The 12,592-nt window shown below is 48.3% G+C and carries 15 protein-coding genes; 6 read left to right on the forward strand and 9 right to left on the reverse strand.

What is annotated here, in order from left to right; genetic code table 11:
• Window positions 1–18 precede the first annotated feature (18 nt).
• The gene (locus EDC56_RS07810) at window positions 19–1,056 is read right to left on the reverse strand and encodes an aminopeptidase (RefSeq protein WP_162844124.1); all 1,038 of its coding nucleotides are present in this window, start codon (window positions 1,054–1,056) and stop codon (window positions 19–21) included.
• A 108-nt stretch (window positions 1,057–1,164) separates the two neighbouring features.
• On the opposite strand from EDC56_RS07810, the gene glpE reads away from it, so the two are divergent.
• A complete protein-coding gene (glpE, locus tag EDC56_RS07815; protein WP_123711989.1) occupies window positions 1,165–1,482 on the forward strand; it encodes a thiosulfate sulfurtransferase GlpE in 318 nt (105 codons plus the stop codon).
• 84 nt (window positions 1,483–1,566) lie between these two features.
• Here glpE and sppA read toward each other — a convergent pair whose 3' ends face one another.
• From sppA to arsC, 4 genes are all read right to left on the reverse strand, one after another.
• Window positions 1,567–3,420: a signal peptide peptidase SppA gene (gene sppA / locus EDC56_RS07820; protein WP_123711990.1), complete on the reverse strand. Its 1,854-nt coding sequence runs from the start codon at window positions 3,418–3,420 to the stop codon at window positions 1,567–1,569.
• Between the two features lie 38 nt (window positions 3,421–3,458).
• A complete protein-coding gene (locus EDC56_RS07825; protein ID WP_123711991.1) occupies window positions 3,459–3,833 on the reverse strand; it encodes a DUF2069 domain-containing protein in 375 nt (124 codons plus the stop codon).
• 63 nt (window positions 3,834–3,896) lie between these two features.
• Complete coding sequence (gene wrbA, locus EDC56_RS07830; RefSeq protein WP_123712843.1) at window positions 3,897–4,493, reverse strand: NAD(P)H:quinone oxidoreductase; 597 nt, start codon at window positions 4,491–4,493, stop codon at window positions 3,897–3,899.
• Window positions 4,494–4,504: 11 nt separating this feature from the next.
• Window positions 4,505–4,858 (reverse strand): arsenate reductase (glutaredoxin), encoded by a 354-nt coding sequence (gene arsC, locus EDC56_RS07835; RefSeq protein WP_123711992.1) that lies wholly within the window; start codon window positions 4,856–4,858, stop codon window positions 4,505–4,507.
• Between the two features lie 104 nt (window positions 4,859–4,962).
• Here arsC and EDC56_RS07840 point away from each other — a divergent pair, with 104 nt between their 5' ends.
• Together EDC56_RS07840 and EDC56_RS07845 are read left to right on the forward strand one after the other, a co-directional pair.
• Window positions 4,963–6,198 carry a YihY family inner membrane protein gene (locus tag EDC56_RS07840; protein ID WP_123711993.1) on the forward strand — a complete coding sequence of 412 codons (1,236 nt, stop codon included), beginning with the start codon at window positions 4,963–4,965 and terminating at the stop codon, window positions 6,196–6,198.
• Window positions 6,195–6,698: a TlpA family protein disulfide reductase gene (locus tag EDC56_RS07845; protein ID WP_123711994.1), complete on the forward strand. Its 504-nt coding sequence runs from the start codon at window positions 6,195–6,197 to the stop codon at window positions 6,696–6,698. The genes EDC56_RS07840 and EDC56_RS07845 overlap by 4 nt, the downstream gene beginning before the upstream one ends.
• Before the next feature lies 1 nt (window position 6,699).
• Here EDC56_RS07845 and EDC56_RS07850 read toward each other — a convergent pair whose 3' ends face one another.
• Both EDC56_RS07850 and htpX read right to left on the reverse strand, forming a co-directional pair.
• Window positions 6,700–7,281: a hypothetical protein gene (locus EDC56_RS07850; RefSeq protein ID WP_148059352.1), complete on the reverse strand. Its 582-nt coding sequence runs from the start codon at window positions 7,279–7,281 to the stop codon at window positions 6,700–6,702.
• A gap of 204 nt (window positions 7,282–7,485) precedes the next feature.
• Window positions 7,486–8,349, reverse strand: a complete 864-nt coding sequence (gene htpX, locus EDC56_RS07855; RefSeq protein WP_123711996.1) for a protease HtpX — start codon at window positions 8,347–8,349, stop codon at window positions 7,486–7,488.
• 369 nt (window positions 8,350–8,718) lie between these two features.
• On the opposite strand from htpX, the gene EDC56_RS07860 reads away from it, so the two are divergent.
• Window positions 8,719–9,081, forward strand: coding sequence for an HPF/RaiA family ribosome-associated protein (locus EDC56_RS07860; RefSeq protein ID WP_123711997.1), 363 nt, complete (start codon window positions 8,719–8,721; stop codon window positions 9,079–9,081).
• Between the two features lie 126 nt (window positions 9,082–9,207).
• Here the strand turns inward: EDC56_RS07860 and dinB are convergent, their stop codons facing one another.
• Complete coding sequence (dinB, locus tag EDC56_RS07865) at window positions 9,208–10,257, reverse strand: DNA polymerase IV (RefSeq protein WP_123712844.1); 1,050 nt, start codon at window positions 10,255–10,257, stop codon at window positions 9,208–9,210.
• Between the two features lie 181 nt (window positions 10,258–10,438).
• Between dinB and EDC56_RS07870 the strand changes: the two genes are divergently transcribed.
• Window positions 10,439–10,852 carry a hypothetical protein gene (locus EDC56_RS07870; protein ID WP_123711998.1) on the forward strand — a complete coding sequence of 138 codons (414 nt, stop codon included), beginning with the start codon at window positions 10,439–10,441 and terminating at the stop codon, window positions 10,850–10,852.
• A gap of 52 nt (window positions 10,853–10,904) precedes the next feature.
• Here EDC56_RS07870 and EDC56_RS07875 read toward each other — a convergent pair whose 3' ends face one another.
• On the reverse strand, window positions 10,905–11,201 hold the full coding sequence (locus EDC56_RS07875; RefSeq protein ID WP_123711999.1) for a DUF1244 domain-containing protein: 297 nt from the start codon (window positions 11,199–11,201) through the stop codon (window positions 10,905–10,907).
• Between the two features lie 361 nt (window positions 11,202–11,562).
• Between EDC56_RS07875 and EDC56_RS19580 the strand changes: the two genes are divergently transcribed.
• Window positions 11,563–12,555, forward strand: coding sequence for a transcriptional regulator (locus tag EDC56_RS19580; protein ID WP_123712000.1), 993 nt, complete (start codon window positions 11,563–11,565; stop codon window positions 12,553–12,555).
• Window positions 12,556–12,592: the final 37 nt, after the last annotated feature.

A 12,592-nucleotide genomic window follows, 5' to 3' on the forward strand; every position in this document is an offset into this window, starting at 1 on the left:
ACCAAAAAATAGGCGGCGCTACCTTGATTTTAGCAGTTCTAGCTCGATTACTCGTTCTTTGCGCGGTAATTCTGCCAATTGCTGTACACCCTGGTAAAACAACTGCCAGTCGCCAGGGTTTTGCCGATACAAGGCTTCGAAAGACTTTAACCAAAGATTATAATCACCTACGGTCGCTAGTTGAGCATTATTAATGTCGGCCATCCACGCGTCATAACCACGATAGTGCCATTGTTCAGCATACTGCCGATAGCGTGTCTGCAGCTTTAGATAGGCTTTGTCCTTGGCCTGAAGCTTCCCATCAACCGTCCGCCCACTGCAGTAAATCGCTGACAGCTCCTCTCTGGCCTCAAGCAACAGTTCAATAAAGGCCGAGGCACGCGCCTGCTGTCGCTGCCAATGCTGAAAGGCAGCAGGGTCCTGCTGTGCCACCCGATCCGTCGCCAACCATTGCGCAATACCTAGGTGTGCAACGGCAGTAGCAAAGCTCTCATTAAACGCTGTATCGCCACGAACATAGATCTTGCGATGAGCCAGTTCGTGAAACAATAATGCCGCTAAATCCAGCGTATTCTCCCCCAAAAAACTCGACAGCACCGGGTCATTGAACCAACCCAGCGTGGAGTAGGCTGTTACCCCACCCACATGCACCTCGAGCCCTTCCTCGGCCAGCTGCTCTGCATAGGCTATCGCTGACGACTTCTGGAAGTAACCGCGATAGCCCATGCAACCCAGTAATGGATAACACCACTGATAGCTCTCGACACTAAGCGGCTTCGCCGCATAGACATTCCACACCACATAATCATCATCGAGTGCGACAAAATGTCGATAGCTGCCCCCACTCTCTAACAACAGCTGCTGCTCAGCAAACTGGCGAAATTGCTGCACATGCTGCAATTTCAGCTTTAATATTTCATCTGTCGAGTCTGCCGACAACAAACTATCTATAGGTTGCCTACTGCTCAAGACAGACCACTGCCCTTTCCCCGCCTGCCAGTAATAGCCAAATTGTCCGCAACCACTGAGCAAAAGTGTGACGACTAGCGTAAGCAAGCTAACTCCTCGACAACAACACCCCATCAGATTCCTCATCACGCGCGACTATTGAATACTAAAACGCTTATAATAGGTTTTATTCTGTTTTAAAAAGAGTAGCTCCATATGACATTCCAATGCATTTCTATCGACGAGGCTATCGAGCTTATCGCCACAGAGCGTATTATTATCGTCGACGTTCGTGATCAGAGTTCATTCCAGCAGGGACGCATCGCCGGCGCCCAGCTACTCAACAATAACACTCTCGGCGATTTCATCGCATCAGCCGATACCACACACCCTGTCATCGTTTATTGTTACCATGGCCACAGCAGCCAAGGGGCGGCACAGTTCCTCTCTGAACAAGGCTTCGACACCGTTTACAGCCTCGACGGGGGCTTCGAAGAATGGCGTCAACAACAGCCAGTTGATAACGATCAGTAACAAAGCCACTTAAGCTCAGGCATTATCGCGATGCCACAGACATAAAAAAAGGCGCTATTCGCGCCTTTTTTATTGCCTGAAAATTTACGGCGCTACACAGTTTGCACACTGTGCATAAAAGCCGCGTGGGTCCCTAGCAGAGAACCATATAGCAGCCTCTTGACCGGCCTCCGGCAAACCAAGCTGAGCCATTACCTGTGACAGTTGAGACTGCCAGGAAACAGGAGCGATTAACGCAGAGGCGCCACTCAACTCGAGCATAAACTGTTGCTGAGCACTCAGCTCAGGCTCGATATCAACAACACTGTAATCCTCTAAACCTGCCAAATTGGCTGCCGCTGCGATCGCATCCTGCTTGCTGCCGAGCTGATCAACCAAGCCACGCTCAAGGGCATCTTTACCACTCCACACCCGGCCTTCGGCAACCTTCTCAACCTGCTCCAAAGACATGTCTCGCCCCTCGGCGACAATCATCAGGAAGCGATGGTAGCCATTTTCAATCTGACGCTGAATCACTTGTTGTGTTTTGCTGTTAATTTGTCGATCAACACGGTAACCACCTGCAATGTCAGTTGTGCCTACACCATCATTACTAATGCCAATATGCTTAAGGCTGCGCTCCAGATTCGGCAGTGCCGCAAAAATACCAATAGAACCCGTCAGAGTCGTTGGCAGAGCCCAGATCTCATCCGCCGGTGACGCAATCCAATAGCCCCCCGACGCTGCCACAGGCCCCATCGAAACAACTAACTTTTTACCACTCTCTTTAAATAGTAACAGCTCCTCACGAATCACTTCAGAGGCGAAGGCACTACCGCCACCGCTATTAATTCTTAACACTAACGCCTTAACGCCCTCGTCATCACGAGCACGCGTAATCAACTCCGCTAAGCTGTCGCCGCCAATAGCACCATAAGGCTCGTTACCATCGACAATATTACCCTCTGCAGTAATCACAGCCACCTTGTTATCATGCATATCTTCTTCAAACGAAGCAGGTGCTGTCATACTCAAATAATCACGAAAGCCCACGAGGTGGTCGTCGAGTTCACCGTCAACTAATGTCGAAAGGTACTGGCGATATTGCGGCCGTGTTTTGATGCCATCGATTAAGTTATTTTCCAGCGCCGCCGCCGCACCATCACCCGAGAAATGTTCCATCACCTCGTCGATACTATTGATATAACGGTTCAGTGCCCCCGCCTCAAGCCCTCGGTTTTCCTCGACCGCCTGAGTATATTGCTGCCACAACGTTCCCAACCAGGCACTATTTGAGGCTTTATCGGCATCGGACATATTGTCACGCATCATCGGTTCCAGCGCCGACTTATAAGTCCCCACCCGGAACACATGGAAGTCGATATTGAGCTTATCGAGTAGCGTTTTAAAATAACTACGATAGACGGCCAAGCCGTTGAGTTCCACCGAGCCCATCGGGTGTAAATATAGCTCATCGGCAAAGGAAGCAAGAAGATACGTCGACTGCGATAAATTATTAGAGCGAAGGAGTACTTTTTTACCGGTATGTTCAAAATCGTTCAGTGCCTGCGAGATCTCCAAGGCATGACTCATGCCCAAACCTCTTAACTCATCGAGCTGCATTACGATCATCTTAACTTTGCTATCGTCTGCCGCACGACTAATTGCCTCAATAATGTCTGGCAATGCAACTTCACTGTTCTTCTCGTCGTCATTAAATAACGATAATAACGTACCGCTATAACTGCGCCGCTCAACCAAAACCCCAACAGGTGAGATCACGAGGACGGCCTGATCGGGTATCGTCGGTACCTCCTTCTCTCGCAGAGCGATCAAGATAATAACAACGATAGCAATAAAGATAACGTTTAAAACAGCCCGACGGAGCCAGCTAATCCCCCCCCACACCGCACTAAAAGTACGTCGAATAATACCCGGCTTGTTACTTTCTTTCTTCATGTAAGTCCCTAACTCTTTAAAATGGTAAATTAACCGCCTTACAAGCCAGCTAAGACACGCTTTTTATAACGTACAAACATCATCGCAAAGGTAAACAGAGTGACCGTCAACCCACAAAAAATCCAATCAATCGGCGCCGCCTGACTTGGTATAGCCAAAGCTGTAACCGAATAAGTGAAATAACCAAGAATCACAAAACAAATCCAAGTGTAGGTTCGATCGCTATCTCGTAACAAGCCCGGCACAAAGATTAACAGCGGCACACTACTAAAGAGAAATATCGCAATGCGGGCGGACCATGAACTCCCCTCCGGTGCTAGGATGAAGCTTTTCACCGCAAAAACCACCATGAGCCCTATGTAGGAAAGCAGTGATGCGTAACGTGATAATTGTAATTTCTTTGTAAATGTCATTATTTCAAATACTACCTAAAGTTGATCATACCCCTGTTGGCTCTCGGGGAACGCACCTCTAATTTATAATTTACTCGCAACAACCGCCACTCGCTGACCCAACGCGCGACACAGCTGCGCCTCAACCTCATCGAGCTCACTGCAGTTATCCTTGCCAGCATGATGAGAGGCTCCGTAGGGTGTGCCGCCACTCTTGGTCGACAGCAAGCCCGACTCACTGTAAGGCAGCCCCATGAAAAGCATCCCGTGATGCAATAAAGGCAGCATCATCGACAACAACGTCGACTCCTGACCTCCGTGCAGACTTGAGCTTGAGGTAAACACTGCCGCGGGCTTACCACTCATCGCTCCCGTCAGCCATAGCGACGAGGTACTGTCGATAAAGTACTTTAACGAAGCAGCCATGTTACCAAATCGCGTCGGGCTGCCCATGACCAAACCACTGCATCCAGACAACTCCTCCAGGGTACAGTACAACGGCCCCTCCTCAGGAATCTCGTCGATTGTCACCTCACAATCTGCTGAGACTGTTGGCACCGTTCTCAGCTTCGCCTGCATCCCTGCCTGCAGGGCAACACCTCGTGCGACCTGCTCGGCCATCGCTCGAGTCGCCCCGTGACGACTATAATAAAGAACGAGGATATAAGGTTCAGTATTCACAATGTCGGGCCTCACGCAATGAGCTCAAGAACAGACTCTGGTGGGCGACCAATTTTAGCCTTGTTAGCGACAACAACGATAGGGCGCTCGATGAGCTTTGGAAAGCGGACCATCAAGGCGATAATCTCTGAATCACTTAAACTAGTATCAGCTAGATTATTAACTTTATAAGCTTCTTCGCCCTTGCGTAACAGCTGGCGAGCAGTCATGCCTAGTTTTTCGAGGATAGCAACAAGCTCATTGGCACTCGGCGTTTGCTCCAAATAGAGTACAACCTCAGGCTCGACGCCGTTATCGTTCAAGATTTGCAATGTCTGACGAGACTTAGAGCAACGCGGGTTGTGGTAAATAGTCGTTACTGGCATAGTATTTTCCCGTAATAGGTCACAATTAAAGTTATCATGCCGACGATTATATACACACACTACGACGAAGTCAGTTTGATCGCTTATAACGGAAATGTAGTCCCATGAAGCCAGTACGACAATGCATCGCGTTCATACGCTACCTGTTCCGACGCTACGCGGAGGATGGCTGCCGAGAAAGTGCGGCGGCACTAACTTATACCAGCCTCTTCGCCGTCGTACCTTTAATGACCGTCAGCTATGCCGTGCTTTCTGCTATTCCTGACTTTCAAAGTGCTGGTGACGAGTTACGCTCCCTCGTTTTTAGTCATGTCGTCCCCTCTACAGGGACAGAGATTGAAAGTTACCTCGCGCAATTCTCCACCCAGGCACGCAAACTCAGCGGCATCGGCGTTGCCTTCCTCGCCATCACCGCCTACCTCATGCTAAAAAATATAGAAACAACGTTCAATAAGATATGGCGTACTCACCAGCATCGCCGAGGATTATCTAACTTCTTATTGTACTGGGCCATTCTCAGTCTTGGCCCTATTTTTATCGGCCTAGGGCTTGCGATTACGACCTATCTACTGTCTTTCTCCTTCCTCAGTGATAATGAGCTTAGCGGCTTCATGCCTCTTATCTTAGAGACACTTCCGCTCGTATTGACCGTCGCCACTTTCACTTTGCTATTCACGGCAGTTCCCAACTGTCACGTGCCGCTCAAGCACTCGCTCGCTGGTGGCATTGTCACCGCCATTGCCCTCGAACTCGCCAAGCTAAGCTTCACTTCACTCGTATCAAACACGAGCTACCAACTCATCTACGGCACCTTTGCCGCCATCCCTCTGTTCCTCATTTGGATCTATCTATCATGGCTAATCATTCTTCTCGGCGCTGAATTTGTTCGCGCCCTGTCCAGCCACAAGGTGTTACACAGCAGTGAGTACCCTGCACTACTACTCTCTATCGCCCTGTTTAGAGAGCTCTATCAACGCCAAGCTAAAGGGCAAACTTTCGACGATGACGATATCACGACTCGCAGCTGGCTATTCGGGCATAGCTATATTTCCGCACATCGCTGGCAATCGCTATGCGAAACCCTACTCGAACAGCGTCTCATCTATAGCGCTGGTGATATGGGCTACGTACTGAATATCGATCTCAATAACCTCGATGTCTGGCAGCTCGCCAGCCGTCTTCCCAACGGTTTAAACATAAAAGAGTTCGAGGAAATTTGCTCGATAAGAGAGCCCCAGTGTGAATGGCTGCATGAACTACAAGCTTTATTAACCGATCTCTGCGAGCACACCGAGAAAAAACTACAGCTACCTGTCGCCACACTGAGCTTTACTCAATGAAAAAACCAGTCGCAGCACAAAGCTTGGGATTATTACTCCTCTTACTGCTAACGACCCTATCTGGCTGCGATCGCTCGATGGAAGAGCACGATCAAACAACCAAGTCAGCAGCTACGCGCTTCCTCGATAGTGAAGGTAGAGCATGGACCCCCGCCGACTGGCAGGCAAAATGGCTCGTGGTCAACTATTGGGCTACCTGGTGTGGCCCCTGCCGGAAAGAGGTGCCTGAGCTCAACCGTTTCGATACCGACTATGCCAATATCGCTAAAGTCGTTGCAATTAACTTCGACGGTACCAGGGGCGAGCAGCTTCGAGAGGATCGTCAAGCCCTAGGTATACAAGTGACCGTACTCGCCGACGATGTCGCCAACTACTATCAACTTCCGAGAAGTAGCGTCTTACCTGTCACCTATATTATTAACCCCAAAGGTGAGCTAAAAACAACGCTGGTCGGGCCGCAAACAGCGGCAGAGATTGCCAAGCACATCATCGAGCTCTAGCTCAGACAGACCAAGCCGGCGACAATAAACGGCGAGCTTGATCATACGCCTGCTGCAGCTGCGCCAGCATACGCTCTATATTGGCTTTGGTTAGATCGATGAGCTCACCTGTCGCGGTATACATGTGTGAAGAGTCTTTAGCCGCCAATAAGCGCTGGACATTTTCCTTTCCAATCGCGGCCTGATAATGATACATCTCTCGGCAGCTCGGTTCGATCAATTGATCCCCCCCCTCTACCAAACGATCCAATTCTTCAGTCAACTCGCTTATCTCTTCTACCTTACCGTCGACTTTTGCGTTGTGATCAAGGTTCAACAGCGCCGCCTGCCATAAGGTTTCATGATAGCGTTCACCGAACTCTAACCCCTGCTTCGCCCAAGCCAGAATATGATCAACTTCAGCGCGTTGCTGATCATTTAACTGGTCGTATCCCGCCCAGAAATCATCGTGTTCACGACGGCTAAGCTCCTCACCTGCAAGCAAGGCACGCTGAAAATATTGCATCTTACGTAAAAATAGCTGTTCGTTGGCGAAAACTGGTAACGACAACGCTGTACTCATAAATAATGGATTATTGTTCATACGTTCCTTCTCCTTCAGCTCAACGATACAGCGGTTAGCATCTTGATAACGCTACGCCAACGTTTGATACCGATCATTATAATGATCAGCTGCAGCTAAAAAATAAGGAGTTACCGTAGTGACATGGCTATATTTCGATAACCTAATGCGTCATACACATAAAAAAGGCGCCCCTAGGACGCCTTTCGTCGTATCGCCTCCCTTTTATGCTGCCGCTTCCAGGGCCGCAATTCGCTTCTCCAAGGGAGGGTGGCTCATCATCATCTCAGCCATACTCTTACCGCCATTAATACCGAAGGCGGTTAACTCACCCTTTAATTGCGATGGCTGTGCATGCTGCAACGCGCGTAGAGCAGCAATCATCTTCCCCCGCCCCGCCAACACGGCACCACCGGTGTCAGCCTTAAACTCTCGTTGACGCGAAAACCAAGCAACGATAATGCTCGCCAAGACACCAAGACACATCTCTAACACAAAAACGACAGCCATATAGGCAAACATCCCAAGCCCCTCACCATCATCGTTGTTGCTGGCAACAAAGTTACTAATAACACCGGCGATCATTCTGGCTAAGAAGATGACAAAGGTATTCACCACCCCCTGAATAAGCGTCAAGGTGACCATATCTCCGTTGGCAACATGACTAACCTCATGCCCAAGTACCGCCTCTACCTCGTCACGCCCCATGTTCTGTAGCAACCCAGAGCTCACAGCAACTAATGCCTCGTTTCTCTTGGCGCCCGTTGCAAAAGCGTTAACTTCTGGGGATTGATAGATCGCAACATCGGGCATACCAATACCAGCCTGCTGAGCTTGGCGCGCTACTGTATCGACCAACCAGGCCTCCGCCTCATTACGGGGCTGTTTAATCACGGTTGCTCCAGTACTACTCAGCGCGATTTTCTTTGATAACAATAGCGAAATAAACGAGCCACCCATACCAAAGAGTAGCGCCATAATTAGCAGCCCCGAGGTACTTCGGCTATCAACGCCAAACACCGAAAGAACAATTCCCAGAACCAACATAATGGCCAAGTTTGTCGCTAAAAAAAGTGCAATACGCTTCATAACTCTCCGATACCTATTTATTCAGAACTAACCGCTATATAGATGGGGGCAGAACCCATGATTTCAACATTATATTTGTACGCATGAGAATTTTTACTCACTATTTATTCTGACCCCTTTACTCCCCACTAGTTCCCGTTGTAGGGTAGTAACTAACCCGTATTTAACAATACGTACGACAGCGATAGAGTAAGTTCATCGACCGCAGTCTACTTGTTTCCAACGGGCGATAGAGTGGCTAGTATCAAATACTTAAGTCCTTACCTCCGTGCTACTTAAGGAGCACGCAGGAATCTTAGCTTTGATGATCTTGCCAAGAATTAATCGGCATACAACCCCGCTGATTAGATCCGCACTAGGAGTCAACTTATGCAAAAACAACTACAACTTGTATTCAACCACGTAGAATCTTCTGACGGACTAAAGGAGCTAGCAGCAACTCTGCTAGAAAAGATAGAGAGCCTCAATAGCGATATCACCAGCTGTCACATTGTTTTTGCTGCCGAGCCGAACCATCAATTCAGCGTCACTATCGAAATGCAGGCGATGCATAACGCCTTCGAGAGTACCGCTACCGATGCCGACGCCTATAGCGCACTACGTCAGGCCTTTAAGAAGCTCAACCGCATTCTTCAAGATCATTCTGGTAAGTTACGCGCCAGCCGCTACGACAGTGAACAGCCTGTCGTCGAAGAGCCTTACGACACAGATCAAGAAGAGGCCGTCGCCTAACAGCGTCTTAGCCAGGAGTGGACGAGCACTCCTGGCTACCTCCCTTTTTCCAGAAAATATAGAGCTAACCTCACCCCTGTTTTATCCCTTCTCTTGCAGTACTTGTAACACCTATATTTTTAGCGTCTATAAAGGCAACGCTATCTGAGCATCAGCCTCTTCAGCCTTCAGTCTCACCCCGACGCCCAGTAAGCGTACACTTTTATCTCTGCGCTCGATCGCCTGCGCGAAAAGCTGCCGGAAAACCCCCTCCTCAACTTTCAGTGACAAACACTCCGCCGTTGTTGTCGTAAAGTCACTAAAGCGAAGCTTAACGAACTGCTTAATAATTAATACTTCACTGCCCCGGTGCCGACTAATACGCTGCTGCAATTCGGCGGTTAACGCTGGTAACTCTTCGAGGCAGGATTGTAAGTCATCAAGATCATCATCGTATGTATGCTCTACGCTAATGGATTTGCGCTGCCTATGCGGCTTCACCACACGCTCATCGATACCTCGGCAAAGTTCATACAAGCGTTGACCAAATCGACCAAAGTACTCCGTTAATTCATAAACGCTAAATGCACGCAGGTCGGCGCAAGTCCGCACCCCTAAGCTATGTAGTTTTCTCTGGGTTACCTTGCCCACACCAAATAACTTATCGACGGAGAGAGCCGCGACAAAAGCCTCGACCTCGTGAGGCTGAATCACTGTCAGCCCATTAGGCTTCTGCCAATCACTGGCGATTTTCGCTAGGTATTTACTATTTGCCACGCCAGCCGAGATGGTAATACCGACTTCCTGTTGCACTCGACGCCTAATTTCTTGCGCAATCAGAGTAGCACTGCCATAAAAGTGACTAACATCACTAACGTCGAGATAAGCCTCATCAAGCGAAAGCGGCTCAACCAAACTAGTAAAGTCATGAAATATTCTCTGAACTTGCCGACTCACCTCCTTATATTTCACCATGTCAGGAGAAATAATCAGTAATGATGGGCACAATTTCTTTGCCTGTGACATCGACATTGCTGAATGTAAACCATAACTCCTGGCCAGATAATTACAGGTCGCAACCACCGATCTAGGCCCTGAGCCACCGATAGCCAAGGGCTTATCTTCGAGCACTGGATTGTCACGCATCTCTACTGAAGCGTAAAAACTATCGCAATCACAATGAATTATTTTCCGCATGCAACCTTCAACCAGAAATACTAAGAACATTATCAGCGGCAATATTTCCCGGTATTACAGCCTATCTAACCATCAAGCCCGACGAATTAACACGGATATTAAAGTACACTAAGAATGCTATCATTTCACACCTATAACGGTAAAATAGCGCCTCCATTCAAAGTTAGGAGCAACGGCAACCATGTCCACAGGAAACTGGGATCCAGAGATTAATGCACAACGCAAAGCCCTGAGCATCGAGCCGGCCTTCCTCACATTATTTATAAAAATAAGCGCCGACGATCAGCTCGATGTTATTGCCGATCAACTCACCAAGACACAACTTGAAACCTTTCCTGCCCTCATCGAGCTTTCCATAGAAGACTGGCAGGATGCTGTGAAGAACCTCAGCAATGATGACATCTGGCAGCTCATACGCTTTTGGACTGTCGCCGAAAAGTCGCTGGTCGGGTGGGAGTGTGGGGATAAATCACCAGTAATAGCTTTAAACAAACTACTCAAGAAGCGTAAGAAAGCCTTAAGCAAAGAGCAGCTAACCTGGATAAAATCCACTAGTAACAATCACTTCCTGCCAAACGGCCCACTTTTAATGTAACCTCTATTGCAAAGAAATGGCGGCATCAGCCGCCACTCTTGCACTCATACTCTTAGTCCTTAGGCTTACTCTCCTCAAAATCCTTTAACTGTTGCACTGAGGCGGGCTTCTGGTTTTTCACCTTCCAGTCTTCATAAGGCATTCCATAAATTCTTTCTCTTGCCTGATCATAATCTAGATCAAGACCGCGCTCCTCCGCCTCTGCTCGATACCATTTCGAAAGACAATTGCGACAAAAACCCGCCAAGTTCATTAAATCTATATTCTGTACATCGTTTCGCTCATCTAAATGAGCCAATAATCGACGAAAGGCTGCCGCCTCAATTTCTAGTTCTTTTTGTTTGTTCATAATAATCTCAAGAATGAAGGTTCACTATCTCTAGTGGCGTAAGTATAAACCAGTGTAAAAGTGATGAAAAACACTATATTAAACTAACGGTAAGACTATATTAAGCCATCTATTATGTCGCTATACATGAATAATCATCACGGCCACCAATAAACATCTTATACTCTATAATTATCAAAAAATGCTGAATTTTCCTTAGATAAAGTAGCCACAAAGCTGTTGGGATAAAGCACCTGGACTATTTTTTTTCAATTTTAATGTTTTTTATTGAAAAAAATCGTCGATATACTGCTATTTTATATAAAGATGCGTATAATCGCGCCGGTTAATGTTTAAAATTTATTGCTGAGGGGCAAAAACTATGGCAGCTGCCAAAAAAACACTAGATATCGTAGCGGACTTAGAAAGTGAAATTTCTAAACTTCAGGACAAACTTGATAAAGCACGCACCAAAAAACTAAACGATACTAATAAGGCCATCATCAAAGCTAAGGCGGATGCCAAGAAAGCCATAGTACAAGAGAAGAAGCTAGCTGCCAAAGTTGGGCCCGTACGCGATAAGAATCGCGCCAAGAAAACAGCCGCAACAAAGAAAGCTTACGACAAAGCCCGTGCCGCTGTTGAAGCTCAAAAGTTGAAGATCAAGGAAATGAAGGTTGGCATCAAAGCCAACGAAGCCTTAGCGAAGACTCTTAAGGCCGACACCAAGCGTAGCGCAGCGATCAACAAGGCTGTTGCAGCATTCAACGCTGTACAAGCCCGTGCAGACGCTAAGGCTGCCAAGGCTGAGGCCAAGAGCCTTGCTGCCGCAGAAAAGAAAGCTGCGAGTAAAGCAAAGGCAAAAGCTGCGGCAGAAAAAGCCAAGGCACCAGCTAAGAAGCGCGGTCGCCCAGCTAAGGTTACTGCCGATGCACCAAAGAAGCGTGGCCGTCCTGCGAAAAGCACAACCACTAAGAAAGCCGCTGCCAAGCCTGCTGCCAAAAAAACCGCTGCCAAGCCTGCTGCTAAGAAAGCCGCTGCCAAGCCTGCCGCTAAGAAAGCCGCTGCCAAGCCTGCTGCTAAGAAAGCCGCTGCCAAGCCTGCTGCTAAGAAAGCCGCTGCCAAGCCTGCTGCTAAGAAAGCCACTGCCAAGCCTGCCGCTAAAAAAGCCGCTGCCAAGCCTGCCGCTAAGAAAGCTGCTGCCAAGCCTGCTGCTAAGAAAGCCGCTGCCAAGCCTGCCGCTAAGAAAGCCGCTGCCAAGCCTGCCGCTAAGAAAGTAGAAGCCGCTAAAGTTGTCGCTCTTAAAGTAGAGACTCCGAAAGTGGTTGAGGCTATCAAGCCGGAAGCTAGCAAGCCAGAAGCAGACAAGTCTTAATCGTTAGCTTGCTTTACTATGAAAGCTCGCCAACCCT

Origin of the sequence: Sinobacterium caligoides (assembly GCF_003752585.1) — a bacterium.
Lineage (GTDB): Bacteria > Pseudomonadota > Gammaproteobacteria > Pseudomonadales > Sinobacteriaceae > Sinobacterium > Sinobacterium caligoides.

Coding starts and splice junctions, on each gene's coding strand:
- glpE (WP_123711989.1), top strand. CDS start 1,165: ATGACATTCCAATGCATTTCTATCGACGAGGCTATCGAGCTTATCGCC.
- sppA (WP_123711990.1), bottom strand. CDS start 3,420: ATGAAGAAAGAAAGTAACAAGCCGGGTATTATTCGACGTACTTTTAGT.
- EDC56_RS07825 (WP_123711991.1), bottom strand. CDS start 3,833: ATGACATTTACAAAGAAATTACAATTATCACGTTACGCATCACTGCTT.
- arsC (WP_123711992.1), bottom strand. CDS start 4,858: ATGCCAGTAACGACTATTTACCACAACCCGCGTTGCTCTAAGTCTCGT.
- EDC56_RS07840 (WP_123711993.1), top strand. CDS start 4,963: ATGAAGCCAGTACGACAATGCATCGCGTTCATACGCTACCTGTTCCGA.
- EDC56_RS07845 (WP_123711994.1), top strand. CDS start 6,195: ATGAAAAAACCAGTCGCAGCACAAAGCTTGGGATTATTACTCCTCTTA.
- EDC56_RS07850 (WP_148059352.1), bottom strand. CDS start 7,281: ATGAACAATAATCCATTATTTATGAGTACAGCGTTGTCGTTACCAGTT.
- htpX (WP_123711996.1), bottom strand. CDS start 8,349: ATGAAGCGTATTGCACTTTTTTTAGCGACAAACTTGGCCATTATGTTG.
- EDC56_RS07860 (WP_123711997.1), top strand. CDS start 8,719: ATGCAAAAACAACTACAACTTGTATTCAACCACGTAGAATCTTCTGAC.
- dinB (WP_123712844.1), bottom strand. CDS start 10,257: ATGCGGAAAATAATTCATTGTGATTGCGATAGTTTTTACGCTTCAGTA.
- EDC56_RS07870 (WP_123711998.1), top strand. CDS start 10,439: ATGTCCACAGGAAACTGGGATCCAGAGATTAATGCACAACGCAAAGCC.
- EDC56_RS07875 (WP_123711999.1), bottom strand. CDS start 11,201: ATGAACAAACAAAAAGAACTAGAAATTGAGGCGGCAGCCTTTCGTCGA.
- EDC56_RS19580 (WP_123712000.1), top strand. CDS start 11,563: ATGGCAGCTGCCAAAAAAACACTAGATATCGTAGCGGACTTAGAAAGT.